The sequence below is a fragment of the Mesorhizobium sp. M0998 genome, from assembly GCF_040318885.1.
Classification (GTDB): Bacteria; Pseudomonadota; Alphaproteobacteria; order Rhizobiales; family Rhizobiaceae; genus Mesorhizobium.
Genome location: NZ_JAMYND010000020.1, coordinates 96,291 through 121,783, shown reverse-complemented (window position 1 = coordinate 121,783; position 25,493 = coordinate 96,291). Strand labels below are relative to the sequence as shown.

22 protein-coding genes and 1 pseudogene are annotated in these 25,493 nt (G+C 63.4%); 13 read left to right on the top strand and 10 right to left on the bottom strand.

Going from position 1 to position 25,493, the window contains the following annotated elements:
- Nucleotides 1–353 precede the first annotated feature (353 nt).
- Nucleotides 354–494: pseudogene (locus NKH59_RS20025) on the bottom strand (sugar isomerase); the annotation flags it as partial.
- A gap of 26 nt (nt 495–520) precedes the next feature.
- Here NKH59_RS20025 and NKH59_RS20020 point away from each other — a divergent pair.
- Nucleotides 521–655, top strand: a complete 135-nt coding sequence (locus NKH59_RS20020) for a hypothetical protein (RefSeq protein ID WP_352470139.1) — start codon at nt 521–523, stop codon at nt 653–655.
- Nucleotides 652–897 carry a hypothetical protein gene (locus tag NKH59_RS20015; RefSeq protein WP_352470138.1) on the top strand — a complete coding sequence of 82 codons (246 nt, stop codon included), beginning with the start codon at nt 652–654 and terminating at the stop codon, nt 895–897. Before NKH59_RS20020 ends, NKH59_RS20015 begins: the two co-directional genes overlap by 4 nt.
- Nucleotides 898–964: 67 nt before the next feature.
- Here NKH59_RS20015 and rhaI read toward each other — a convergent pair whose 3' ends face one another.
- Both rhaI and NKH59_RS20005 read right to left on the bottom strand, forming a co-directional pair.
- The gene (gene rhaI, locus NKH59_RS20010) at nt 965–2,257 is read right to left on the bottom strand and encodes an L-rhamnose catabolism isomerase (protein WP_353022820.1); all 1,293 of its coding nucleotides are present in this window, start codon (nt 2,255–2,257) and stop codon (nt 965–967) included.
- A 125-nt stretch (nt 2,258–2,382) separates the two neighbouring features.
- Complete coding sequence (locus tag NKH59_RS20005) at nt 2,383–4,485, bottom strand: bifunctional rhamnulose-1-phosphate aldolase/short-chain dehydrogenase (RefSeq protein WP_353022818.1); 2,103 nt, start codon at nt 4,483–4,485, stop codon at nt 2,383–2,385.
- A 187-nt stretch (nt 4,486–4,672) separates the two neighbouring features.
- On the opposite strand from NKH59_RS20005, the gene NKH59_RS20000 reads away from it, so the two are divergent.
- The 7 genes from NKH59_RS20000 (at nt 4,673) to NKH59_RS19970 (ending at nt 11,814) form a co-directional block, all read left to right on the top strand.
- On the top strand, nt 4,673–5,482 hold the full coding sequence (locus tag NKH59_RS20000; RefSeq protein ID WP_352488252.1) for a DeoR/GlpR family DNA-binding transcription regulator: 810 nt from the start codon (nt 4,673–4,675) through the stop codon (nt 5,480–5,482).
- Between the two features lie 55 nt (nt 5,483–5,537).
- Nucleotides 5,538–6,533 carry a rhamnose ABC transporter substrate-binding protein gene (gene rhaS, locus NKH59_RS19995; RefSeq protein WP_352448664.1) on the top strand — a complete coding sequence of 332 codons (996 nt, stop codon included), beginning with the start codon at nt 5,538–5,540 and terminating at the stop codon, nt 6,531–6,533.
- 83 nt (nt 6,534–6,616) lie between these two features.
- On the top strand, nt 6,617–8,158 hold the full coding sequence (locus NKH59_RS19990; RefSeq protein ID WP_352685301.1) for a sugar ABC transporter ATP-binding protein: 1,542 nt from the start codon (nt 6,617–6,619) through the stop codon (nt 8,156–8,158).
- Nucleotides 8,155–9,132 carry an ABC transporter permease gene (locus tag NKH59_RS19985; RefSeq protein ID WP_352613932.1) on the top strand — a complete coding sequence of 326 codons (978 nt, stop codon included), beginning with the start codon at nt 8,155–8,157 and terminating at the stop codon, nt 9,130–9,132. Before NKH59_RS19990 ends, NKH59_RS19985 begins: the two co-directional genes overlap by 4 nt.
- Nucleotides 9,129–10,130 carry an ABC transporter permease gene (locus tag NKH59_RS19980; protein WP_353022817.1) on the top strand — a complete coding sequence of 334 codons (1,002 nt, stop codon included), beginning with the start codon at nt 9,129–9,131 and terminating at the stop codon, nt 10,128–10,130. The genes NKH59_RS19985 and NKH59_RS19980 overlap by 4 nt, the downstream gene beginning before the upstream one ends.
- Nucleotides 10,130–10,447, top strand: coding sequence for an L-rhamnose mutarotase (rhaM, locus tag NKH59_RS19975; protein WP_353022815.1), 318 nt, complete (start codon nt 10,130–10,132; stop codon nt 10,445–10,447). Before NKH59_RS19980 ends, rhaM begins: the two co-directional genes overlap by 1 nt.
- Complete coding sequence (locus NKH59_RS19970) at nt 10,444–11,814, top strand: FGGY-family carbohydrate kinase (RefSeq protein WP_353022813.1); 1,371 nt, start codon at nt 10,444–10,446, stop codon at nt 11,812–11,814. The genes rhaM and NKH59_RS19970 overlap by 4 nt, the downstream gene beginning before the upstream one ends.
- 36 nt (nt 11,815–11,850) lie before the next feature.
- Here NKH59_RS19970 and NKH59_RS19965 read toward each other — a convergent pair whose 3' ends face one another.
- Together NKH59_RS19965 and galE are read right to left on the bottom strand one after the other, a co-directional pair.
- The gene (locus NKH59_RS19965; protein ID WP_353022811.1) at nt 11,851–13,101 is read right to left on the bottom strand and encodes a D-amino acid dehydrogenase; all 1,251 of its coding nucleotides are present in this window, start codon (nt 13,099–13,101) and stop codon (nt 11,851–11,853) included.
- A gap of 43 nt (nt 13,102–13,144) precedes the next feature.
- Nucleotides 13,145–14,140: a UDP-glucose 4-epimerase GalE gene (galE, locus tag NKH59_RS19960; protein ID WP_353022810.1), complete on the bottom strand. Its 996-nt coding sequence runs from the start codon at nt 14,138–14,140 to the stop codon at nt 13,145–13,147.
- Between the two features lie 265 nt (nt 14,141–14,405).
- On the opposite strand from galE, the gene hemA reads away from it, so the two are divergent.
- Nucleotides 14,406–15,683: a 5-aminolevulinate synthase gene (gene hemA, locus NKH59_RS19955; RefSeq protein WP_353022824.1), complete on the top strand. Its 1,278-nt coding sequence runs from the start codon at nt 14,406–14,408 to the stop codon at nt 15,681–15,683.
- Nucleotides 15,684–15,834: 151 nt separating this feature from the next.
- On the opposite strand, the gene NKH59_RS19950 is transcribed toward hemA, so the two are convergent.
- A complete protein-coding gene (locus NKH59_RS19950) occupies nt 15,835–17,001 on the bottom strand; it encodes a pyridoxal phosphate-dependent aminotransferase (RefSeq protein WP_353022809.1) in 1,167 nt (388 codons plus the stop codon).
- Nucleotides 17,002–17,112: 111 nt separating this feature from the next.
- The gene (mscL, locus tag NKH59_RS19945; protein WP_352577002.1) at nt 17,113–17,535 is read right to left on the bottom strand and encodes a large conductance mechanosensitive channel protein MscL; all 423 of its coding nucleotides are present in this window, start codon (nt 17,533–17,535) and stop codon (nt 17,113–17,115) included.
- Nucleotides 17,536–17,766: 231 nt separating this feature from the next.
- On the opposite strand from mscL, the gene NKH59_RS19940 reads away from it, so the two are divergent.
- Nucleotides 17,767–21,255 (top strand): PAS domain-containing hybrid sensor histidine kinase/response regulator, encoded by a 3,489-nt coding sequence (locus tag NKH59_RS19940; protein WP_353022807.1) that lies wholly within the window; start codon nt 17,767–17,769, stop codon nt 21,253–21,255.
- A gap of 3 nt (nt 21,256–21,258) precedes the next feature.
- Here NKH59_RS19940 and NKH59_RS19935 read toward each other — a convergent pair whose 3' ends face one another.
- Both NKH59_RS19935 and NKH59_RS19930 read right to left on the bottom strand, forming a co-directional pair.
- Entirely contained in the window at nt 21,259–21,921 is a 663-nt protein-coding gene (locus NKH59_RS19935; RefSeq protein ID WP_502893818.1) for a response regulator, read from the bottom strand.
- Between the two features lie 119 nt (nt 21,922–22,040).
- Entirely contained in the window at nt 22,041–22,472 is a 432-nt protein-coding gene (locus NKH59_RS19930; RefSeq protein WP_353022806.1) for a hypothetical protein, read from the bottom strand.
- 126 nt (nt 22,473–22,598) lie between these two features.
- Between NKH59_RS19930 and NKH59_RS19925 the strand changes: the two genes are divergently transcribed.
- The gene (locus tag NKH59_RS19925) at nt 22,599–22,949 is read left to right on the top strand and encodes a DUF952 domain-containing protein (RefSeq protein WP_023677366.1); all 351 of its coding nucleotides are present in this window, start codon (nt 22,599–22,601) and stop codon (nt 22,947–22,949) included.
- Complete coding sequence (locus NKH59_RS19920) at nt 22,946–24,022, top strand: quinone-dependent dihydroorotate dehydrogenase (protein ID WP_352541314.1); 1,077 nt, start codon at nt 22,946–22,948, stop codon at nt 24,020–24,022. The genes NKH59_RS19925 and NKH59_RS19920 overlap by 4 nt, the downstream gene beginning before the upstream one ends.
- 3 nt (nt 24,023–24,025) lie before the next feature.
- Here the strand turns inward: NKH59_RS19920 and NKH59_RS19915 are convergent, their stop codons facing one another.
- Nucleotides 24,026–25,450: an MATE family efflux transporter gene (locus NKH59_RS19915; RefSeq protein ID WP_352685317.1), complete on the bottom strand. Its 1,425-nt coding sequence runs from the start codon at nt 25,448–25,450 to the stop codon at nt 24,026–24,028.
- Between the last annotated feature and the right edge of the window lie 43 nt (nt 25,451–25,493).

The following is a 25,493-nucleotide window of genomic DNA, read 5'->3' as shown; positions in this document are numbered from 1 at the left end:
CGGGCGTCGCGAACCCCACCTTGGCCAGCGGCCGCAAGGACCGTGCTCAAAGGCCGGACATATGGACGCAAGCGATCGAAAACGACGCAAAACAACCGTTGCAGGCAGGGCGCCGTCCACATATGGATCCTAGGGTCTCCGCTGCGTCGCGGAGACCCTAGGATCCATGCCGTAACTGCTGAGCGCCGCAGCGTTGGTAGCAAGGCCACGCTTCATCGCGGCTCTCAGAATTTTTCAGTTATACAGCAACTTTGTTCTTGCTTTGTGCCGGCAGCTATGCTACTAATTTGGATATGGTGCTAATTGGCTCCAACGACCCGCCCTTCGTGGCGGGTTTTCATTTTCAGCCAATATCAAACAATCCCGCCGCCGACGCTCGCCACCGCCGGCCGTTCGGCTGCGACCTTCGCCCGGTAGCCGGCGGCGCGGTAGGCGGCGACCGGATCGATGGCGCCGCCGGTCTTCAGCCGCGCCATGGCAAGGATAGGCCGCAGCCACTGAGCATGGTACAGGCGCAAGCATGGCTGATCCGAAGCAATCCCAGATCCACAACTTCAAGGACGTAGCCCGCGGGCCTGAACGCGACGACGAGAAGCCCTTGGGCGAGCGGCTCAAGAAGCTGGTGAAGTACAAGCCGACAGAGAATTTGACGTGACCGACGAGCAGTTGGTTTTGGTAGCGATCCCATCGCTTGTGGCGGTTCTGCTCAATCGCGAACAGCAAAAGGGCTCGCCTTTGACTGAGGACGAAGTCGTGGCGATCAGGGACAGCGCCGCATGCATGGCGATGCCATACGACGTCGCCGCGCAGGTGGCGGAGAAGCGCGGCTATGATGACATCAGGCTTGAGAATGCTTGGGAAGACTGGAATGCGATCCGCCCAAGCCTGGGCTTATAAACGCAACAATCGCAATTGATTCGCACCGACGACCCGCCTTAGGCGGGTTTTCGTTTTTCAGCCAATATCAAACAATCCCACCGCCGACGCTTGCCACCGCCGGCCGTTCGGCTGCGACCTTCGCCCGGTAGCCCGCGGCGCGGTAGGCGGCGACCGGATCGATGGCGCCGCCGGTCTTCAGCCGCGCCATGGCAAGGATAGGCTCGACGTCGGTGCGATAGGCTGTCTTCAGCGTCTGCGTCGCCATCAGCGCGTCATTGGCGTCCTGGAAGCCTTCGAGCGCCTTGTGGTCGACCAGCAGCGCCTGGGCATAGGCGCGCTGCACCTCGACCGCCGACAACATCAGGCTTTCTATCGGATCGGTGACGTTATGGCTCTGGTCGAGCATGTGGGCCGGATCGAAACCTTCGGCACCGGCAAGCTCGGCATCGACCAGTTCATTGAAGACGAGGAACAGCCGGTAGGGATCGATCGAGCCGGCGTCGAGATCGTCGTCGCCATATTTCGAATCGTTGAAATGGAAGCCGCCAAGTTTCTTGAACTGGATCAGTCGCGACACGATCATCTCGATGTTGACGTTGGGGGCGTGATGGCCAAGGTCGACCAGACAGAACGCCTTGTCGCCAAGCTCGTTGGCGATGATGTAGTTGGTGCCCCAATCCTGCACGACGGTCGAATAGAAGGCCGGCTCGTACATCTTGTGCTCGGTGAACAGTTTCCAGCCGTCCGGCAGTCCGGCATAGATCTCCTTCATCGCGTCGAGATAGCGCTCGAATGCCTTGGCGAAATTGACCTGGCCGGGAAAGTTCGAGCCGTCACCGATCCATACCGTCAGCGCTTTGGAGCCCAGCGTCCTGCCGATCTCGATGCATTCGAGGTTGTGCTCGACCGCCTGCCGGCGTGTTGCTGCATCGGCATGCGACAGCGAGCCGAATTTATAGGAAAGTTTTTGGTCCCTGGCGTCGGAGAAGGTGTTGGAGTTGATGGCGTCGAAGCCGAGGCCGAAGCGGGATGCCGCCTGCTTCAGCCGGTTCGGATCGGCCTTGTCCCAGGGAATATGCAGCGAGACGGTCGGCGTCGCCTGCGTCAATTGCCGGATGACGGCGCAGTCCTCGATCTTGTCGAAAATGTCACGCGGCTCTCCGGCGCCGGGAAAGCGGGCAAAGCGGGTGCCGCCGGTGCCGACGCCCCAGGACGGGATGGCGACGGCGAATTTCTCGACCTTGTCGCGGATGGCGTCGATGGCGATGCCGCGGCGGTCGAGGCGCTCGCCGAGGGACTCGTAGTCGCGCTTGAGATTGGCGTTGCGCGCGGCATTATCTTTCTCGACAACATCGGCGGAGATGATGGTTTCGGACACTAAAGTTTCCTCCCAAATGCGTTCGGTTGGCGCTGCCCCTCATCCGCCTGCCGGCACCTTCTCCCCGTATGGTAACGGGGAGAAGGGTAAAGCTCCGGCGTCGGCGCCAACCCTCAAACGACTGCTTATCGCGTAAAGCTCTGTGCGTTGCCGGCGTCGACGTTGATGATGTTACCGGTCGATTTGGCCGACATATCGGAGGCGAAGAAATAGATCGCCTCGGCGATGTCTTCGGGGAACACCGACCGCTTCAGCATCGAACGCGAGCGGTAGTGCTCCTCGAGATCGTCGGTCGACATCTTGTAGGCGGCGGCGCGCTGTTCCTTCCATTCGCCGCTCCAGATCTTCGAGCCGCGCAGCACGGCGTCGGGGTTGACGACATTGACCCTGATCTGCGCTTCCGCGCCTTCCAGCGCCAGGCAGCGTGCCAGATGGATTTCGGCGGCCTTGGCAGTGCAATAGGCGGCGGCGTTTGGCGATGCGGCAAGCCCATTCTTGGAGGCGACGAAGACGACGTTGCCGCCGATCTTCTGCGCCCGAAACAGCCGGAACGCCTCCCGCGAAACCAGGAAATAGCCGGTCGACAGGATGTCCATGTTCTTGTTCCACAGCGTCAGCGTGGTGTCCTCGATCGGCGCCGAGGAGGCCAGGCCGGCATTGGAGACCAGAATATCGATGCCGCCGAATTCGACCGCCGTTTCGGCAAAGCCGGAGATCACCTGATCCTCGGACGTGACGTTGATGACTACGGGCCGCACGAAATCCTTGCCATAGGCCTTGGCAAGCTCGTCATTGGCGCCGGCAAGGGCTGCTTCGTCGATATCGGCCAGCACGACGCACGCGCCCTCGCGCAGCAGCCGGTTGGCGGTGGCCCGGCCAATGCCGCCGGCGCCGCCGGTGACCAGCGCAATCTGGCCGGCAAGAGCCTTTGGTTTCGGCAGGCGCTGCAGCTTTGCCTCTTCGAGCAGCCAGTATTCGATGTCGAAGGCTTCCTGGTCGGGCAGGCCGACATAGGTCGAGACCGTCGAGGCACCGCGCATGACGTTGATGGCGTTGACGTAGAACTCGCCCGATATGCGCGCCGTCGCCTTGTCGCCGGCGAAGGTGAACATGCCAACGCCGGGCATCAGATAGACGACGGCGTTCGGATCGCGCACCGGTGGCGAATCCGCGTGCTTGCAGCGGTCATAATAGGCCCGGTAGCCGACGCGATACTCCGCCACATCATCGGCAAGACGGGCAATGACGGCATCGACGTCGGGATTTTGGGGGTCGAACTCGATGACCAGCGGCCGGATCTTGGTTCGCAGGAAGTGGTCCGGGCAGGACGTGCCGAGTGCCGCCAGCGGCCGCAAATCCCTGGAATTGACGAATTCGAGCACGGCAGGGGAATCGTCGAAATGGCCGAGCTTGTGGCTGTTCTCCGAGATCAGGCCACGGATCCTCGGCATCAGTTTTGCGGCCACGGCGCGACGCGCAGGCGCATCGAGGGATTTGACGACTTCGCCGCCGAAAATCGGCTTGCCCTGGCTCTTGCGCTCGAACCAGTCGATCGCCTGGTTGATCACCGAGATCGTTGTCTCGTAGCATTCCTTCGGCGTGTCGCCCCAGCTGAACAGGCCATGACTGGCCAGTACGACACCCTTGGCTTCGGGGTTTTCGCGGCAGAATTTCTCCAGCCACAGGCCGAGCTCGAAGCCCGGACGTTTCCATGGCAGCCAGCCGATCGTGTCGCCGAAGATCTCCTTGGTCAGCGCCTGCGAATCCTTGGCGGCGGCAATGGCGATGATGGCATCGGGATGCATATGGTCGACATAAGACTTCGGCACGAAGGCATGCAGCGGCGTGTCGATGGAAGCCGCGCGCGGGTTGAGGTTGAAGGTGCAATGGGGCAGATAGCCGACCATCTCGTCTTCATGTTCGAGACCGCGATAGAGACCTTTCAGCGCGCGCAATTTGTCCATGTAGAGCGTGGCGAAGCCGTCGAGCTTGATCGAGGCGCTGTCGCCGCCCGAGCCCTTGACCCACAGCACTTCCACGCTCTCGCCGGTGAGCGGATCGTTTTGCCAGATCTTGGAGGAGGTGTTGCCGCCGCCATAATTGGTGACGCGCTTGTCGGAGCCAAGAACATTCGAGCGATAGACCAGACGTTCGGGCTCGCTCATTGCTTGCGCTTTTGCGTCATCCCAAAGATTGGCGAGGCGCGTCCCGGAGCGCTTGTCGAGCATAGGTATCCTCCCTTTGGGACACGCAAACGGCGCGGGTCCCTTTTGTACGAATTTCTACGCAAGCGGCGGCCTTGTCAATCACAAACGATCAATATCAGTCATATTGCATTGCACAATGAAATTATCTGATCGGAAATGATTGACACTGCGCGCTTTGGGTGACTAGATGCTCCGGCAGGGAGGAACCATGCACGAGAAAGAGCGCCACAGGATCATTCTGTCCGCCGTCCAGGAAAAGCCTGTGGTGACGGTGCAGGAGATGGTCGACCTGACGGAGTCGTCGGAGGCGACGATCCGGCGCGACATCGCGGCATTGCATGTGCAAAAACGGCTGCGCCGGGTGCGCGGCGGCGCCGAGGCGCTTTCGCCGCCGCAGTTCATCGGCCTGGCCGGCCGGCCCTTTTCCGTCAACGAGACCATCAACGCTTCGCAGAAGCGGGCAATCGCGCGGGAAGCCGTCGAACTGTGCAAGGACGGCGAGCCGATCATCATCAATGGCGGCACCACCACCTTCCAGATGGTGCATTTCCTGACCGGCCGCCGCATGCCGATCTTCACCAATTCCTTCCCGATCGCGGAGCACTTGCTCAGGCACTCCAAGAACACGGTGATGCTGTCGGGCGGCACCATCTACCGCGAGCAGAACATCATCCTGTCGCCGTTCGACAATGACGTGACGCGCAATTTCTACGCGCGCCGCATGTTCATGGGCGCGCAAGGGCTGGGGCCGCTCGGTCTTATGGAAGGCGACCCGCTGCTGATCCAGGCCGAGCAGAAACTGATCGACCAGGCAGACGAATTGGTGGTGCTGGTCGATTCCTCGAAGTTCCGCAAACGCTCGAGCCTGATCCTGTGCGGCCTGTCGCGCATCGCCACGGTGATCACCGACGACGCCATCGAGGATCGCGAAGCCAAGATGCTGGAGACCGCCGGCGTGACGCTGATCATCGCCCGCACAACGGCAACCAACAAGGAAGAATCTTCGCTGCAGGCCTGAGAACCACTCGCGCCCGCAGCGGCGATGGAATGCAACGCTCAAGGGAGGATATTCGATGAGCTTTCTGAAGAAACTGATGGTTACGGCGGCGTTCTCCGCCGCCATGTTCGTGAATGCCGCCTACGCCGAAAACGTCAAGATCGCGCTGGTGGTGAAGTCGCTCGGCAACGGCTTCTTCGACGCCGCCAACAAGGGCGCCGAAGAGGCGGCCAAGGAGCTCGGCGATGTCGACATCATCTACACCGGCCCGACCAAGGCGACCGCCGAAGCGCAGATCGAAGTGGTCAATTCGCTGATCGCCCAGAAGGTCAATGCCATCGCCATTTCGGCGAACGACGCCGACGCGCTGGTGCCAGTGCTGAAGAAGGCGATGCAGCGCGGCATTACCGTCATCTCGTGGGATTCAGGCGTCGCGCCGGAAGGACGCCAGCTTCACCTCAACCCCTCCGATACCAACCTGATCGGCGAGACCATCATCAAGCTGGCCGCCGACTACCTGCCGGAAGGCGGCGATGTCGCCATCCTGTCGGCTTCTTCGACCGCGACCAACCAGAATGCCTGGATCGACGCGGCCAAGAAGGTGCTGCCGGAGAAGTTCCCCAAGATCAAGCTCGTCGCCACCGTCTATGGCGACGACGACTCGGCCAAGAGCACGGACGAAGCCAAGGGCCTGCTGAAGTCCTATCCGAACCTCAAGGCGATCATCGCACCGACCACGGTCGGCGTCGTTGCCGCCGCGCAGGTGGTGACCGATGAAGGCCTGATCGGCAAGGTCAACGTCACCGGCCTGGCGCTGCCGTCGGAGTTCAAAAAGTTCATCGACAATGGCGCCAGCCAGGCGGTTGCGCTGTGGAACCCGATCGATCTCGGCTACTCCGCCGTCTACCTCGCCCACGACCTGGCGGTGAAGAAGGAAGAGGCCAAGCCCGGTGCTACGCTGTCGATCGGCCGCGTCGGCAAGGTCACGCTCGACGACACCAACTCGGCTGCGATGGCTCCGCCCTTCCAGTTCGACAAGTCGAACATCGAAAAGTTCTCCAAGATCTATTGATCCTGGGACCTTCGAAACGGTGCGGCGGGGCTCAGGTTCCGCCGCACTTTCAAACGAACCTTGCTACAGGGCTTGATACGATTATGGACACGACAGCCCAGCACGAAGTGGCACATGAAGCGCCTTTGTCATCCGGACCGCGCCTGACGCTGTCCGGCATCTCGAAAAGCTTTCCCGGCGTGCGGGCGCTGCACAATGTCGGCCTGTCGCTCTATCCCGGCCAGGTAACCGCGCTGATCGGCGAAAACGGCGCCGGCAAGTCGACGCTGGTCAAGATCATGACCGGCATCTACCAGCCGGATGCTGGCACGATCAGCATCGACGGCCAGCCGGTCACACTGCCCAGCGCCCACGCCGCGTTCGGGCATGGCATCACCGCCATCCACCAGGAAACCGTGCTGTTCGACGACCTGACGGTGGCCGAAAACATCTTCCTCGGCCATGCGCCGCGCACGCGTTTCAAAACCATCGACTGGCGCACCATGCGCAAGAATGCCCGCGAGGTGCTCGACACGATGGGCGCCGGCCATATCGACGCCGACGCCAGGCTGAAGGATCTCGGCATTGCCAACAAGCACCTAGTCGCGGTTGCCCGCGCCATGTCCATCGACGCGCGGATCGTCATCATGGACGAGCCGACGGCAGCGCTTTCGATGAAGGAGATCGAAGAGCTTTTCCTGCTGATCGAATTCCTCAAGAGCGACGGCAAGGCGATCCTGTTCATCAGCCACAAATTCGATGAGATCTACCACATCGCCGACCGCTATACCGTGTTCCGCGACGGCGAGATGGTCGGCGAAGGCCTGATCAAGGACGCCGGCCAGAGCCAGATCGTGCGCATGATGGTCGGCCGCTCGGTCGATCACATCTTTCCGCAGCGCAAGGCCGAGATCGGCGCGCCGGTGCTGGCCGTCTCCGGCCTGTCGCACCCGACCGAGTTCGACGACATAGGCTTCGAGCTGCACAGGGGCGAAATCCTCGGCTTCTACGGCCTTGTCGGCGCCGGGCGCAGCGAGGTGATGCAGGCGATATCAGGCATCACCCGCACCAGCGGCGGCACGATCACGCTGGAGGGTAAGGCAATCGCGCCGAAATCGGCGGCGGATTCGATCGACGCCGGCATCGTCTATGTGCCGGAGGAGCGCGGCAAGCAAGGCGTGGTGATCGGCCTGCCGATCTTCCAGAATGTCTCGCTGCCCTCGCTCAAACGGACATCCAAGTCCGGCATATTGCGGCTGGCCGAAGAGTTCGCGCTGGCCCGCTCCTACACCGAGCGGCTCGATCTGCGCGCCTCCTCGCTCAGCCAGGACGTCGGCACGCTGTCGGGCGGCAACCAGCAGAAGATCGTCATCGCCAAATGGCTGGCGACCGCGCCCAAGGTGATCATCCTGGACGAGCCGACCAAGGGCATCGACATCGGCTCGAAGGCGGCCGTGCACGGCTTCATGGCCGAGCTCGTCGCGCAAGGCCTGTCGGTGATCATGGTGTCGTCCGAATTGCCGGAAATCCTCGGCATGTCGGACCGCGTCGTCGTTATGCGCGAGGGCCGCATTGCCGCGGTCTACGACAATAAAGGGCTCGACGCCGAAACCTTGGTCAGGACGGCAGCGGGGATCGCGGCATGAAGGCTCTTCTCAAACACCGCGAGGTCTGGCTGCTGGCGGCAATCGTCGTGCTGATCGGGCTGATCTCCACGCGGTTTCCAGGTTTTGCCGATCCGGCCAACCTGCGCCAGGTGTTCAACGACACGTCGATCCTGATGATCCTGGCGCTCGGCCAGATGGTCGTCATCCTGACCCGCTCGATCGACCTGTCGATGGCTTCAAATCTCTGCTTCACCGGCATGGTGGTGGCAATGCTGAACGCCGCGCATCCGGCGATCCCGATCCCGCTGCTGATCGTCATCGCACTGCTGGTCGGCCTGGTGCTCGGCGCCATCAACGGCCTGCTGGTATGGCGGCTGAACATTCCCTCGATCGTGGTAACGCTCGGCACCCTCACCATCTACCGCGGCGCCACGTTCGTTATTTCAGGCGGCGCCTGGGTCAACGCCGACCAGATGAGCGCTGAGTTCATCGGCCTGCAGCGTGCGGCTTTCCTCGGCATTCCGGTACTGTCGTGGATCGCCCTGCTGGTCATTGCATTGTTTTTCCTCGTGATGACGCGCACCGCGCTCGGCCGCTCGATCTATGCCATCGGCGTCAACCCGACCGCATCGGTCTATGCCGGCATCGATGTCGGCCGGACGAAATTCATCGTCTTCTGCATCTCGGGGATGATCGGCGGCCTCTGCGGCTATCTGTGGATTTCGCGCTACGTCATCGCCTCGGTCGAGGTCGCCAACGGCTATGAGCTCAACATCATCGCCGCCTGCGTCATCGGCGGCATCTCGATCGCCGGCGGCATCGGTTCGGTCGGCGGCGCGGTGCTCGGCGCGCTGTTCCTCGGCATCATCTCCAACGCGCTGCCGGTCATCAACATCTCACCTTTCTGGCAGATGGCGATTTCAGGCAGCGCCATCATCCTGGCCGTGGTGCTCAACGCGCGCGGCGAACGCCGGCAAGGCCGCATCATCCTCAAGAAAGCGGAAGCGGCATGACCGACACCCCTGCCCCACGCCACATTCCCGATCGGCTCGACAAGCCGCTGACGTCGGCGATCTTCTCATGGGAGGCGCTGCTGGTCGTCGTGGCGGTTGCCATCTTTGCCGTCAACAGCTTTGCCTCGCCCTACTTCCTCGACGCGTGGTCGTTGTCGGACCTGACCTTCAACTTCACGGAAAAGGCGCTGATCGCGCTGGCCATGGCGCTGCTGATCATCTCCGGCGAAATCGACCTGTCGGTGGCCGCCATCATCGCGCTGGCGTCAACAATGATGGGCATGGCGGTGCAGGCCGGCGCCGGCATGCCTGAACTGGTGGCAATCGGCCTCGTCGTCGGGCTCGGCTGCGGCGCCTTCAACGGACTGCTCGTCACCAGGCTCGGCTTGCCGTCGATCGTCGTCACCATCGGCACGATGAGCCTATTTCGCGGCATTGCCTTCATCATCCTCGGCGACCAGGCCTACAAGGGCTATCCCGCGAGCTTCGCCTTCTTCGGCCAGGGCTATGTCTGGTGGGTGGTGTCGTTCGAACTGACGCTTTTACTGGTCGCGGCAGTCGTCTACTGGTTCCTTCTGCACCGGACGAGCTTCGGCCGCCGGGTCTTTGCCATCGGTAACAACCCGGTCGCGGCGCAGTTTTCCGGCGTACGCGTCGGCCGTATCAAATTCATCCTGTTTTGCCTGACCGGCCTGATGGCGGGCATCGCCTCAGTGCTGATCACATCGCGGCTCGGCTCGACCCGGCCGTCGATCGCGCAGGGCTACGAGCTGGAAGTCATCACCATGGTGGTGCTTGGTGGCGTCAGCATCCTGGGCGGGGCCGGCAGCATAGTGGGCGTGGTGCTCGCGGCCTTCATCATGGGGCTGGTGACCTTCGGCCTCGGCCTGCTCAATGTGCCAGGGATTGTTATGTCGATCTTCATCGGCCTGCTGCTGATCATCGTCATCGCGCTGCCGATCCTGTGGCGGCGAGTACGGCGGGAGCGCTTTGCCTGATGCCGGAGAAATACGCGTTCAAGATGAAGCTCAATCCGGGCATGAAGGCCGAATACAAGAAGCGCCACGACGACATCTGGCCGTCGCTGGTCGCGCTGCTCAAGCAGGCCGGTATCTCCGATTACTCGATCCATCTCGACGAAGGGACCAACACCTTGTTCGGCGTGCTGTGGCGCCGTGACGACCACGGCATGGACGAATTGCCGAAGCATCCGGTGATGCAGCGTTGGTGGGCCGAGATGGCGGACATCATGGAGACCAAGCCGAACAACGAGCCGGTGGCGGTGCCGCTGGAAACAATGTTCCATATGGAATGACCCGCCACGTCGCCGTCATCGATATCGGCAAGACCAACGCCAAGGTGGCGCTGGTCGATCTTGCCGCAGCAAGCGAAGTCACGCTGCGCAGGATGGTGAACGAGCCGGTTCGGCAAGGCCCATACCCGCACCATGACGTCGAGCGGTTATGGGCGTTTATCCTTGGCAGCCTAGCCGAGATCGATCGCGAGCAGCGCATCGATGCGATATCGATCACCACCCATGGCGCAACGTCCGTGCTGGTCGACGCATCAGGCGAGCTGGCGCTGCCGGTGCTCGACTACGAATTCGACGGTCCGGATGCCCTTGCCGGGGACTATGACACGATCCGTCCGGCGTTCTCCGAGACCGGCACGCCGCGCCTGCTGGCCGGCCTCAATCTCGGCGCGCAGCTGTTCTGGCAGCAGAAGCGCTTTCCGGCGGATTTCGCCAGAACCGCCGCGATCCTGATGTATCCGCAATACTGGGCCTTGCGCCTGACCGGCGTCGCCGCCAGCGAGGTGACTTCGCTCGGCTGCCACACCGATCTGTGGAACCCGTGGAAAGCGGATTTTTCGTCGCTGGTCGACCGGCTGCAATGGCGCCGGCTAATGGCGCCGGTGCGGCAGGCCAAGGACCGCTTGGGCCCGATCCTGCCCGCGCTTGCGACACGGACCGGGCTCGACCCGCAAACGCCGGTGTTTTGCGGCCTGCACGATTCCAACGCCTCGCTGCTGCCACATCTCCTGTCCGACCGACCGCCTTTCTCCGTGGTCTCGACCGGCACCTGGGTGGTGTCGATGGCGGTTGGCGGCAACAAGATCGCGCTCGACCCGGCCCGCGATACGCTGGTCAATGTCAACGCGCTCGGCGATCCCGTGCCGTCGGCGCGCTTCATGGGTGGCCGCGAGTTTTCCGTGCTGACCGAGGGCCAATCGGAGAACTGGACGGAAGACGATGTTGCCACGGTGCTGGCGCGCAAGACGTCCCTATTGCCCTCGACCCAACAGGGTTCGGGCCCGTTTCCGCATCATACCGCATCATGGCTTAACGCGGACGGTATGAGTGTCGGCCAGCGCTTTGTCACCATCTCGTTCTACCTGGCGCTGATGACCGCGACCTGCCTCGACCTGATCGGCGCGGACGGTCCAACCATCGTCGAAGGACCCTTCGCCCGCAACCGGCTGTTCACCCGCATGCTGGCTGCGGCGGCGGCGCGCGCCGTCATTGCCTCCGAGGCTGCGACTGGTACCAGCATCGGCGCCGCCTTGCTGGCATCGGACCAGGGGACACCGCAAGGCAGAGGCGAAAGGACCGAACCGTCGGCCGATCCACTCTGGACAAGTTACGTGCGCTCCTGGCGTTCAGCGGTCGACGAACGAGCCTGACCGCCGAGCTCATGGCGCCCTGATGTCCGGAGATGCCTAGCCCGCATAGAGCAATCCTTGCGGATCGATCTCCGGCTTGCGGCCGGCGACCACATCGGCAAGGAACTTTCCCGAGCCGCAGGCCATGGTCCAGCCGAGATGACCGTGGCCGGTGTCGAGGTAGAGATTGTCGTACCGCGCCCGGCCGATGACCGGCACAGAGTTCGGCATCATCGGGCGAAGTCCAGCCCAGAGCTCGGCCTTGCTCTCGTCGAAAGCGCCGGGGAACAGGTCCTTGGCGGTGTTCAGGATCGAGTTGAAATCGCGTGGCTTGAACGTGCGGTCGAACCCGGTGAACTCCGCCGTCGAGGACATCCGCAGCCGATTTCCCAGCCTGGAATAGCCGATCAGCCGGTCCTCGTCGGCGCCACCCATGATCGGCCCCTTGCTTTCATCTTCCAGCGGAACAGTCACGGTATAGCCCTTCACGGGATAGACGGGCAGATCGATGCCGTAGCGGCGGCCGAGCAGACCGCTCTCCGGCCCCATGGAAATGACCACTGCGTCACCCGCCACCGGGCCGGCCGAGGTCATCACGGCGCGCACCCGGTCGCCGTCGATGTCGAGGCCTTCGACCGTGGTGCCGTAGAGGAATTGGACGCCGAGTTTCTCGGCGGCATAGGCAGCGAGGTTCTGCGTGAATTGGCTGGAGTCGCCGGTCTGGTCGATCGGCGAATAGACGCCGCCGGCTATCTTGTCCTTGGCGCCGGCAAGGCCGGGCTCGAGCTCGACCAGCCGGTCGCGGCCGACGATCTCGATCGGCAGGCCGTGTTCGCCGAGATAACGATAATTGTCGGTGCCGGTATCAAAGCTCTGCTGCGAGCGGAAGAAATACAGAATGCCTTTCTTGCGCTCGTCATAGTGGATGCCGGTTTCGGCGGAGACGGCGTTGATGCAGTCGCGCGAATAGAGCGCCAGACGCAGCTTGACGTCGGTGTTGGCGCGCATGCGCTTATGCGTGCACTGGCGCAGGAAGCGCAGGCTCCAGGCGAAAAAATACGGATCGAAGCGCAGCCGCACCTTGATGCCGAGATCGTGGTTGTAGAGGCCGCGCAGGAACGTCTTCAGCGCGGCGGGCGAGGCCCAGGCGGTGGCATCCCCGGGCGACACCAGGCCGGCATTCGACCGGCTGGTGCCGCGTGCCGCCGCCGGATGGCGCTCGATCACTATCACCTCATGGCCGGCGCTGGCCAGATAATAGGCCGCCGCCGTACCGACGACGCCGGCCCCAAGCACCAGGATTTTCATTCCGCCCCCAGCGCGCTGAACCAACCTTTGCGGAGAGCCCACTTCACCCCAGAGCCGAATTCTTGCTGGTCAGGATGCGCTCCCAGGCAAGCGCATCGGCAACGATCTGGTCGAGGTTGTCGCGCTGCGGGGTCCAGCCGAGTTCGCCGCGCGCCAGCTCCGAATTGGCGACGACCGCGGCGGCGTCGCCGGCGCGGCGATCGCCCATCCGTACGTCGAAATCATGGCCGAAGACGCGACGGACGCTGTCGATGACCTCGAGCACCGAATAGCCGTGGTTGTAACCACAATTGGCGACCAGGCTCGATCCGCCGGCACGCAGCCGCTGAAGCGCCAGCCGATGCGCCGCCGCCAGGTCGCTGACGTGGATATAGTCGCGCATGCAGGTGCCGTCCGGCGTCGGATAGTCGGTGCCGAACACCTGCATGAAGGGGCGCTTGCCGAGCGCCGTCTCGCAGGCGACCTTGATCAGATGCGTGGCACCGGGCGTCGACTGGCCGGTGCGGCCCTTCGGATCGGCGCCGGCGACGTTGAAATAGCGCAGCGCCGTATAGCGCAACCCATGGGCAATCGCCGCGTCGCGCAGCATCCATTCGCTCATCAGCTTGGACAGGCCATAGGGCGATTCCGGCGCAAGCCGGGCATCCTCGCGCACCGGCTCCAGGCCGGCGCCGCCGTAGACGGCGGCGGTCGAGGAAAAGATAAAATTGGGCACGCCTTCGCGCACCGCAGTCTCGATCAAGGTGCGCGTCTTGCAGGTATTGTTCTCGTAATAGGCAAGCGGGTCAGCGACCGATTCGGGGACCACGATCGAGCCGGCGAAATGGATGATCGCGTCGATCTTATTGTCGCGAATGATCGAGGCGACCAGTTCCCTGTCGGCGACGTCGCCGACGACGAGCTTTGCTTCCGGGGCCACCGCCCATTCAAAGCCGGTAGAAAGCCGGTCGAGGACGACGACGCTGTCGCCCGTGTCCAGCAATTCCCAGACCATATGGCTACCGATATAGCCGGCACCGCCTGTCACCAAAACCGTCATCCGCATCCTCGCTATTCATGATTTATCGGAACTGTCTCAATCGTCGCCGTACTGGAAAATCTGCCGCCAGGCCATTAAAACCTGCGGTAACCGGTCTCATCGGCGCGTGGCATTGTCCTGAAACAAGATTGATCCACATCAAGGGAATAGGCCACGTTCCGTGGTCGTTAGGAACAGGCTCGGGGCGTGGCATTTTGACCAAAAAGGCCAGGTGGACGACGAATGGGCCAATGACTATGATCCCGCGCAAAACTGGGAAGGCGACATGAATTATCAGCGGTTTTTCGAGGAGGCGATCGACCAGCTCCATGCGGAGCGTCGCTATCGCGTCTTCGCCGACCTTGAGCGTATCGTCGGGAAATTCCCACGCGCCATCTGGCGCGCCAATGGCCGCGCCGAGGAAATCACCGTCTGGTGCTCCAACGACTATCTCGGCATGGGCCAGCATCCCGACGTCATTGCCGCGTTCCAGAAGGCGGCAGGCAAGATGGGGTCGGGGGCCGGCGGCACCCGCAACATCTCCGGCACCAGCAACCCGCTGGTCGAGCTCGAACTGGAGCTTGCCGACCTGCACGACAAGGAAGCGGCACTGGTTTTCACCTCCGGCTTCGTTTCCAACGAGGCGTCGATCTCGACCATTGCAAAGCTGCTTCCCAATTGCCTGATCATCTCGGACGAGCTCAACCACGCTTCGATGATCGAGGGCGTGCGGCGCTCAGGCGCCGAGAAGAAGATCTTCCGCCATAACGATGTCGCGCATCTCGAAAGCCTGCTGCAGACGGCCGGCCGCGAGCGCGCCAAGCTGATTGTCTTCGAGAGCGTCTATTCGATGGACGGCGACATCGCGCCGATCAAGCAGATCGTCGATCTCGCCGAGCGCTACAACGCCATGACCTACATCGACGAGGTCCACGCCGTCGGCATGTACGGGCCGCGCGGCGGCGGCATCACCGAGCGCGAAGGGCTGGCCGACCGCATCGACATCATCGAGGGCACGCTGGCCAAGGCGTTCGGCACGCTTGGCGGCTACATCGCCGGCACCAGCGCCGTGATCGACGCGGTGCGCTCCTATGCGCCGGGCTTCATCTTCACCACGGCGTTGCCGCCGGCGATCGCTGCCGCGGCAACCACCTCGATCCGCCATCTCAAGCGCTCGCAGGCCGAGCGCGATGCGCAGCTGCGTCAGGCGACGCGGACCAAGCAAGTGCTGGCCGCGGCCGGCCTGCCAGTGATGGAGTCGCCTACCCACATCGTGCCCCTTCTGGTCGGCGATCCCGAGCTCTGCAAGATGGCCAGCGACCGCCTGCTCGGTGTGCACGGCATCTACATCCAGCCGATCAACTACCCGACAGTGCCGCGCGGCACCGAGCGGCTGCGCATCACGCCGACACCGTTCCATTCGGACGCGTTGATTGCGTCCCTGCAGGACGCGCTGGTCGAGACATGGGATGCGTTGGGGATTCCCTACGGTTCGGCGGGCCGACCGTCGGTCGCCAACAGCGACCGCGTCATTCCGTTGCTGGTGCCGAAGTCGGGCGGCTGAAGCCCGTTTGAAACTCTACTCCGGCGGCCATCTGACGCGGCTTTCTGCGCTTCCGGTGCTCACGGACCCAAATGTCCGCTGCGCTCCGGTTCTCGAAACCCACGCCAGCTGACTCGCCGGAGCGAGTTTGAACTCGGGGCTTCGAGGCAGCTCACATATTCTTCATCCATTTCGCCAGCCGGTGCGCGGCTTCCTCGAGCTGGTCGAGACGGCGGTGGAAGCATAGCCTGAGAAAGGATTCGCCGCCGGGGCCGAAGGCGGTGCCGGGAGCCAGGCCGACATTGGCGCGGTCGACCATGTCGAAGGCCGCGGCGCGGGAATCGGTGATGCCGTCGACCGCGAAGAACAGATAGAATGCGCCCTGCGGCACGGTGAACCGCGCCCTGCCGGTTTCGGCGAGAATGCCGCACACCAGGTCGCGCGCCGCCCTCGCCCGCTCCACCTGCTCGACGATGAAGGCGTCGCCCTCATCGAGGGCAACGACGGCGCCGCGCTGCATGAACTGCGCAACGCCGGACGTCGAATACTGGACCAGGTTCTCGAACACCTGCTGCAAGGCGGGATGAATCTTGATCCAGCCGATGCGCCAGCCGGTCATCGCCCAATTCTTGGAGAAGGAATTGACGAACAGGATGCGGTCCTCATCGGCCATGATGTCGATGAAGGACGCCGCCCGGCCGTGGCCGTAATGAAACAGCGAATAAATCTCGTCGGCGACGATCCACAGGCCCCTTTCGCGGGCAAGATCGAGGATCGCCTGCAGCGTCTCCTTGTCGGCGGTCCAGCCGGTCGGGTTGGACGGCGTGTTGACGAACAGCGCCTTGGTCCGTGGCGTGATCGCGGCTGCGATCTTGTCGACATCGCAGGACCAGCCATTGCCCGACTGATCGAGCGTGACCGCGACTGGAACGGCGCCCGCGATGCCGGCGGCGGCGGCGAAGTTCGGCCATGCCGGCGACAGGTAGACGAGTTCGTCGCCCTTGCCGGCCACCGCATCGATGGCCATCTGGATGGCATGCATGCCGGAGCCGGTGACGATGAATTCCTCGTTGGCGAAAGTCTTGCCGAAATGCCTGGTGTAGTAGCGGGCGAGCGCCTGCCTGAGTTCGGGAATGCCCCGCTGCCAGGTGTAGAAGGTCTCGCCGCCGGCGAGTGCCTTGGCGGCTGCATCGGTGATGAAGGCAGGCGTCGGCAGGTCGCCCTCGCCAGCCCAGAGCGGGATCATGCCGTCGCGGCCGCGGCCACGGTTCATGACGGCGACAATGCCGCTTTCAGGCGCCGCCCGCGCTTCGGCGCGCAGAGTATCGATCAGGGTCATGGATGGGTCCGTTTTCGTTTGCTCGACTGCTAGCGTGTTTCAGGGCGGACGAAAACAGAAAACCCCGGCCGCAGGCGACCGGGGTTTTGGTCCAGAAAGTTACCGCAGGCACTACTTTCTGGCGAGGAGATCGCGAATTTCGGTGAGCAGCGCGACATCGGCCGGCGGCGGGGCAACCGGGGCGGCCGGTTTCTCGCGCTCCAGCCGCTGGCGCAGATTGTTCACCGCTTTGACCATCAGGAAGATGATGAAGGCGAGAATGAGAAAATTCAGCGCCACGGTGATGAAGCTGCCATAGGCGAAGACCGCGCCCTGCTTCTTTGCGTCGGCCAGCGATGTGGCGTTGACGGCTGAAGACAAGGGCAGAAAGTAGTTGTTGAAGTCCAGTCCGCCGAAAATCGCCCCGATAATCGGCATGATGATGTCGTTGACCAGCGAATCGACGATCTTGCTGAAGGCAGCGCCGATGATGACGGCGACGGCCAGGTCCATCACATTGCCCCTGGAAATGAATTCCTGAAATTCTTTCAGCATTCGACCCTCCTTGTCCTGACCGGCCGTGCTGCCGTCCACGCCTCGGCATCGACCGGCGGGCAGAATAGCAAAAACCTGCGGTTGCGACAGGCGCAAAGACGTGTTTCCCCGGCCTGGATTGCGCGAAGCCGCGGCCATAATGCGCCGAAAGCCGCGATGGACTCGGTGGCCAAGCTGTGATTGCGTCTGCAAGGCCGGATGAAAAATCGGCGCAGGGAGGAAGTTCGAGCCGTGCAGGGCTGGTTCATCGTCATCATCGCGATCGCCTATGTGACGTTGCTGTTTGCTATCGCCAGCCTGGGCGACCGGCGCTCGACTTCATCCGGGCCTGGCCGCGCCCGGCCCTTTATCTATGCGCTCAGCCTCGCCATCTACTGCACCTCCTGGACCTTCTTCGGCTCGGTCGGGCTGTCCTCCGAGCGCGGCCTGGAGTTCCTCGGCATCTATATCGGACCGGTGCTGGTGTTCGTGTTCGGCTTTCCGCTGCTGCAGCGCATCGTCAGGCTGGCCAAGACCGAGAAGATCACCTCGGTCGCCGACTTTCTCGGTGCCCGCTACGGCAAGAGCTTCGCTGTCGCGGCGATCGCCACACTGATCGCGACCATCGGCGCGGTGCCCTATATGGCGCTGCAATTGAAGGCGATCTCGGGCTCGGTCAGCCTGATGGTCGAGCACTATACCGGCTCGCCGCCGTCGTTCGATCCGTTCGTCAGCGACATCTCGCTGGTCGTTGCCATGCTGCTGGCGCTGTTTGCGGTGCTGTTCGGCACGCGCCACGCCGATGCCACCGAGCACCAGGACGGGCTGGTGCTGGCGGTGGCAGTCGAAACCGTGGTCAAGCTCGCCGCCTTCCTGGCAATCGGCCTGATGGTCATGTTCCTGATCTTCGGTGGGCCAGGCGACATGTTCGACCGGCTCGCCGAAAACACGCAGGTGCGCCAGGCGATGGGCTACAACACCTCGCTCGCCACCTGGCTGGTGCTGACATGCCTGAGCGGCTTTGCCATCCTGATGCTGCCGCGCCAGTTCTATGTCACCATCGTCGAGAACCGCAGCGAGGCCGAGCTGCGCACCGCGACATGGGTGTTTCCGCTCTATCTGGTGGCAATCAACCTGTTCGTGCTGCCGATCGCGCTGGCCGGCCTGGAACTGGTCGGCCCCAGGACCAGCAGCGACCTTTACGTGCTGTCGCTGCCGCTGTTCAGCGGCCACGACGTGCTGGCCATGGCCGCCTTCATCGGCGGGCTGTCGGCGGCGACCGCAATGGTGATCGTCGAAAGCGTCGCGCTGTCGATCATGATCTCCAACGACCTGGTCATTCCGCTGTTCGTGCGCCGGCTGCTGCGGACCACGACATCCGAGAACGAGGACTGGTCGACGCTCATCCTCAATGTACGCCGGGCGGCGATCTTCATCATGCTGTTCATCGCCTTTCTCTACTACCGCGAGAGCACCAATAGCGCGCGGCTGTCCTCGATCGGCCTGATGTCGTTCGCCGCGATCGCGCAGTTCGCGCCGGCAATGATCGGCGGCCTGATCTGGCGCGGCGCCAACGGAAGGGGTGCCGCACTTGGCATGGTCGCCGGCATCGTCGTCTGGAGCTATACGCTGCTGCTTCCCTCGCTCGTCGCGCCCGATACCGGCATCCTCGTCCACGGCCTGTTCGGCTTCGATGCATTGCGGCCGCAAGCGCTTTTCGGCACCGTCGCCGAGCCGCTGAACCATGGCGTGCTGTGGAGCCTGTCGATCAACACGATTTTTTTTGTGTTCGGCTCGCTGTCGCGCGCCTCCGTGCCGCTGGAACGCATCCAGGCATCGATCTTCGTGCCGCGCGAGGCGGGGCCGCTGCCGAGCCTGCGCCGCTTCCGCACCACCATAACCGTCAACGACCTCAAGGACACGATCGCGCGCTATCTCGGTGTCGAACGCACCGAGCGGTCATTTCAGTCGTTCGAAAAGAGCGGCGGCACTTCACTGCACGGCAACGAACAGGCCAGCATGGATGTCATCCGCTTCTCCGAGCAGCTTCTGGCCAGTGCCGTCGGCTCCTCTTCGGCGCGGCTGATCCTGTCGCTACTGCTGCGCCGCAACGACCGCGAATCCAAGGACGCCTTCCGCCTGCTCGACGACGCCACGGAGGCGCTGCAGCACAATCGCGATCTGCTGCAGATCGCACTCGACCAGATGGAACAGGGCATCACTGTCTTCGACCGCGATTTCCGGTTGATTTGCTGGAACCGCCAGTACCGGGCGCTGTTCGACCTGCCCGACGAGATGGGCCAGGTCGGCGTCTCACTCGATCGTATCCTGCGCCACCTTGCCGAGCGCGGTGACATACCGGCAGACCAGCGCGTCACCATGCTCAACCGCCTGACCAGCTTCGTCAGCCCATGGCAGATGGAGCTGAAGACCAGCGGGCGCATCCTGGAATTGCGCTCCAATCCGATGCCGGACGGCGGCATCGTCGCCACCTACGCCGACATCTCTGGACGCGTCGAGCAGGATCTGGCGCTGAAGCGCGCCAACGAATCCCTGGAACAGCGAGTGAAGAGCCGCACCGCCGAGCTCACCCGCGTCAATGAGGAGCTGGCGCAGGCGCAGATGCTGGCCGAGGAGGCCAATCTCGGCAAGACCCGCTTCCTCGCTGCCGCCGGCCACGACATCCTGCAGCCGCTGAACGCCGCCCGCCTCTATTGCTCGTCACTGATCGAGAAGACTGGCAAGGGACCTGCCGGCAAGGCGGCGATGAACATCGAATCGTCGCTGGAATCGGTCGAGACCATCCTCGGCGCGGTGCTCGACATTTCGCGCCTCGATGCCGGCGCGATGAAGCCGGACGATACGAGCTTCGGCCTCGACGGGCTGCTGCGCCAGATCGGCAACGACTTCCGGCCGCTTGCCGCCGAAAAGAAGCTCGAACTCTCGATCATGCCGTCGTCGCTCAGCGTCATGACGGACCGCAATCTGCTGCGCCGGCTGATCCAGAACCTGGTCTCAAACGCCATTAAATACACGCGCCATGGCCGCATCCTGGTCGGCGTGCGGCGGCGCGGCGAATTGGCCGAGATCCAGGTTATCGACACCGGCATCGGCATTGCCGGCGACAAGCTCAACACCGTGTTTCGCGAATTCACCCGGCTCGACGAGGGCGCACGCGAGGCGGAAGGCCTCGGCCTTGGGCTCTCCATTGTCGACCGCATCGCCCGCGTCCTGCGCCTCGAAATCCGGATCTTCTCCAACCCAGGCAAGGGCACACGCTTTTCCGTGTTGCTGCCGGTGGCGGCCGTGCAGGCACCGCGGCGTGAGGCGGAGGCGAAGCCGCCTGCCCGTGCAGCGGCCTCGCTTGCCGGGCTCAATGTGCTCTGCATCGACAACGACGCCCGCATCCTCGACGGCATGCGGCTCCTGCTCGAGGGTTGGGGCTGCAGCGTCGACACGCTTTCCGGCGCGGAGGATCTCGACAGGTCCGGCATGCATCGGCCGGACATCGTGCTTGCCGACTATCATCTCGACAACAGGACCGGCCTCGAATTGATCGCCCAGTTGCGTGCGATCCATGGCGAGGACCTGCCGGCCGTGCTGGTCACCGCCGACCGCTCCAGCGAGGTTCGCGGCGCTGCCGGCAGGCTCGACGTGCCGGTGATCAGCAAACCACTGAAACCGGCGATGCTGCGCTCGATGATGGCCAGGGTCAGGCCGCTGGCGCCGGCGGCCGAATAGGAATCAGCCGGCCGCCTGAACCGGGTCGCTGCCGATTTTGGACAAAAGGATGACCGCCTGCGTGCGGCTGTCGACCCCGAGCTTCTGCAGGATAGCCGAGACATGCGCTTTGATCGTCGCTTCGGAGACCCCGAGTTCATAGGCGATCTGCTTGTTGAGCAGTCCCTCAGCCAGCATGCCGAGCACGCGCGTCTGCTGTGGGGTCAGCGCCTGCAGCCGCTTGATCAGGTCGGAAATCTCAGGATCGCGCTCGACGCCGAGATCGACCCCGGCGGGTGCCGCGATATCACCTGCGAGCACCGACTGCACAGCATTGCGGATCTCCTCCATGCTGGCCGATTTGGAGATGAAGCCGGAGGCGCCGAGATCGAGCGCGCGCCGGATCGTCACCGGGTCGTCATGCGCCGAGACCACCATCATCGGCACCGCCGGATGGATGCCGCGCAACGAAATCAGGCCGGAAAGGCCGCTTGCCCCCGGCATCGAGAGATCGAGTAGCACCAGATCGACGTCCTCATTGGCCAGGACCAGCGCCTTGGCGCTTTCGAAATCGCCGGCCTCGTGAATGGCGGCAACGTCTCCGATGCCCGCGAGTGCCTCCCTCAATGCACCGCGAAAAAGCGGATGATCGTCGGCAATGACGAATGTGTAGCCCAACGGTGATATCCCTCCCCGAATCCCGTTGGCGATTTTCCGCCTTGCAGGATCTGAACGATCATAACGCTACGCCTGCTGTTCGGCGTGGCCGGCTTGCTATTCCCGCCCCAGGTCTTTTTGCGAATTGCCTAGGTCTTTTGCGAATTGGGCTTGGCGCCGTCTTCGTCCCTGTCCATGTCCTTGACGATGTCCATGAAGCTGCGCAGGAAGCGCTCCATGTAGCCCATCGTCTTGTTGAAATCCTCCTCGCTGGGCAAAGTCGATTCGAAACGCGCGGCAAGCGAATTTTCGAGCTTGGCGACGCGCTCGTCGAGCGCCTTCACCGAATTTTGCAGCCGGTCGACCTCATCCTGGAGGGCGGCACGTTCGTCGGCCGCCGTCTTGCATACGAGCTGGCCGGAGCGTTCCTCGCAGAGCGACATGGCGCCGGTTTGCGTATCCATGCGGACATAGCCATTGGCCGATTTCTCCAACCGGTAGCGATCGGCTTCCTCGGAAAAGGCCGACGCCGCGACAAGCGACACCACTGCTGCGGGGATCAAGACGTGTTTCAGACGCATGTTTTCCTCCATGAGCCAGTCAGCGCAATCTATCACAGTTTGCGCCTGAAATGGGGATGAACCTGAAATGGGGAAGAACACGGGCCTGCCCTTCCCCGCGTGGTCGGTTCGGACTATAGCGCAACGATGTCCGAGATCATCTACAAGATAGTTCCCGAGGCGCTGTGGCGCGAGGCTGAAAGAGAAGGCGGCTTCACCGGCGCGCCGATCGACGTCGCCGACGGCTTCATCCATTTTTCTACCGCCGGGCAGGTTCGGGAAACGGCGGCCAAACATTTCGCCGGCCAAAGCCGGTTGCTGCTGGTCGCCGTCGATAGCGCGCGCCTCGGCGATGCGCTGAAATATGAGGTCTCGCGCGGCGGCGCCCTGTTCCCGCATCTCTATGGCGGGCTCGGCCTCGATGCGGTCGTTTCGGTGCAGGCATTGCCGCTCGGCGCTGACGGCCGGCATGAATTCCCGGCGCTGGAGGCCGAATGAGCGCGTTCGACCGGATCGGCCAGAAACTGCTGTTTACGCTCGATCCGGAAACCGCGCATGGGCTGTCGATTGCCGCGCTGAGATGCGGGCTGCCGGTCGCCGGTCGTCCGCCGCACGACAACAGGTTAAAGGTCAGCCGTTGCGGGCTGGATTTCCCGAACCCGCTCGGCATGGCCGCGGGTTACGACAAGAATGCCGAAGTGCCGGACGCGCTGCTCGGCCTCGGCTTCGGCTTCGCCGAGGTCGGCACGATCACGCCGCTGCCGCAGACGGGCAATCCGAAGCCGCGCATCTTCCGGCTGCCTTCGGACGGGGCGGTGATCAACCGGCTGGGCTTCAACAATGAAGGCCACGCCGCCGCAGAGAAGCGTCTTGCCGCCCGAAAAGGCCGCCCCGGCATCATCGGCATCAACATCGGCGCCAACAAGGACAGCGCCGACCGCGTCAGTGATTATGAGCGCGGCGTGATCCGATTCGCGCGATACGCCGGCTATCTGACAATCAATATCTCCTCGCCGAACACGCCGGGCCTGCGCAACATGCAGGCGCGCGAACAGCTTGGCGAGCTCCTGTCGCGGGTCATGGCCGCGCGTGCGGCGGCACCGGCAAAACCGCCCGTGTTCCTCAAGATCGCGCCGGATCTGGTCGAGGCCGAGCTTGAGGACATCGCTGCCGAGATCAGCGACAAGCAAATGGACGGCGTCATCGTCTCCAACACAACGATCGCGCGAGCCGGCCTGAGCAGCGCCGGCCTTGCCGGCGAGACCGGCGGGCTTTCGGGGAAACCCTTGTTCGAGCGCTCGACTATCGTGCTGGCAAGGATGCGAAAACTGCTTGGCCCGGATCCCACTATCATCGGCGTCGGCGGCGTCGATTCCGCCGAGACGGCGCTGGAAAAGATCCGTGCCGGCGCCGATCTCGTCCAGCTCTATACCGGCATGATCTATGCCGGGCCCGCGCTGCCGGGGCGCATTCTTTCCGGCATGGCCCGTTTCATGGACAATCAAGGGCTGAAGTCGCTGTGCGAGCTTCGCGACAGCCGCCTCGATCACTGGGCGGCGAAACCGCTTTAGCGATCAGTTAAAGGCTGTGCGCACCCGCAGCCGCAATATGGCGAGCAGGCTGAAGCCGCGTACCAGCAGGAAGACATGCAACGCCGCCCACAAGCCGTGATTACCGAAGGCCGGCGCCAGGATCAGCAGCGCGGCGCTGAACGCCAGGAATGACAACAGCATCATGTTGCGCATGTCGCGCGACCATGTTGCGCCGATGAAGACACCGTCCATCTGGAAAGCCAGCACGCCGCTGAGCGCGGTGAACGCCGCCCAGGGCAGGTAGATGTCGGCAATGGCGCGGACGTCCGTCGAGGTCGTGATCAGGGCGATCAGATCCGTGCCCTCCAGCAGGAAGAAGAGCGTCGCCGCGCCGGCCAGACCGAGCCCCCAAAGCAGCGTCAGACGCACCGCCTGATCAAACGCCGTGGCGGCACGGGCGCCGATGGCGCGCCCGGCGAGCTGTTCGGCAGCGGTGGCGAAACCATCGAGGAAATAGCCGGCAACCAGAAAGAGGTTCATCAGCACGGCGTTGGCGGCCAGCGTCAGAGTGCCGAATTGTGCGCCCTGGCGCGTGAACAGCGCGAAGGCGGCGAGCAGCGAAAAGGAGCGGATCATGATATCGCGATTGAGCGACATCATGCGCAGGAATGCCGGCAGATCGAGGACGCGGTGGCGCGGCAGCCTGGGCGCCGCCCAAAAGCGCCGGCCGACAATGGCGAGACCAAGCAGCATGGCGACGAATTCGCCGGTGACCGTTGCCCAGGCAACGCCGGCAACGCCCCAGCCGAGCTCCAGGCCAAGCAGGAAGCAGAGGACGATGTTGATGCCGTTCAGCATCAACTGCAGCATCAGCCCGAGCCCGCCCTCGCCGCGCCCAAGCACGTAACCGAGGATGGCGTAATTGATCAGCGAGAACGGTGCCGCGAGCATCCTGATGCGGATATAGACGTCCATCGCCGCGCTGACGCGCGGTTCGGCGCCTATGAACCATTGCCCGGCGGTGGAGACCAGCGGCGCAAGCGCGGCAAGCACGACGCCGGCGACGACCGCGATCAGCACGGCGCGCCAGAACACCGCCTGCTCCTCCAGCGCATCGCCGCGCCCGAAGGCCTGGGCGACGAGGCCGGTGGTGCCGGAGCGCAGGAAATTGAAGGTGGTGAAGACGACATCGAAGATCAGGGCGCCGGCCGCCAGGCCGCCGAGAAGGGCGGCGTCGCCGAACTGCCCAACCACCGCCGTGTCGACAATTCCGAGCAGCGGCGTCGTCAGATAGGCAAGCGTCATCGGCACGGCGATGGCGAGCACCGAGCGGTTGGTGACGACGAAGGCCCCGGCTTCGGTGGCGTGGGCTTCGGTGGGTAAAGCCTGCTCCAAACGCGTGTTGCTTCCTGTTGCGGCTTGATCGGCCAGCCGATGTGCCCCAGTTTGCGGACCTCGCGCAACCATCCACCCCGTTATGGTCAACCGAAATCCGCCTCTGGCGCACCGG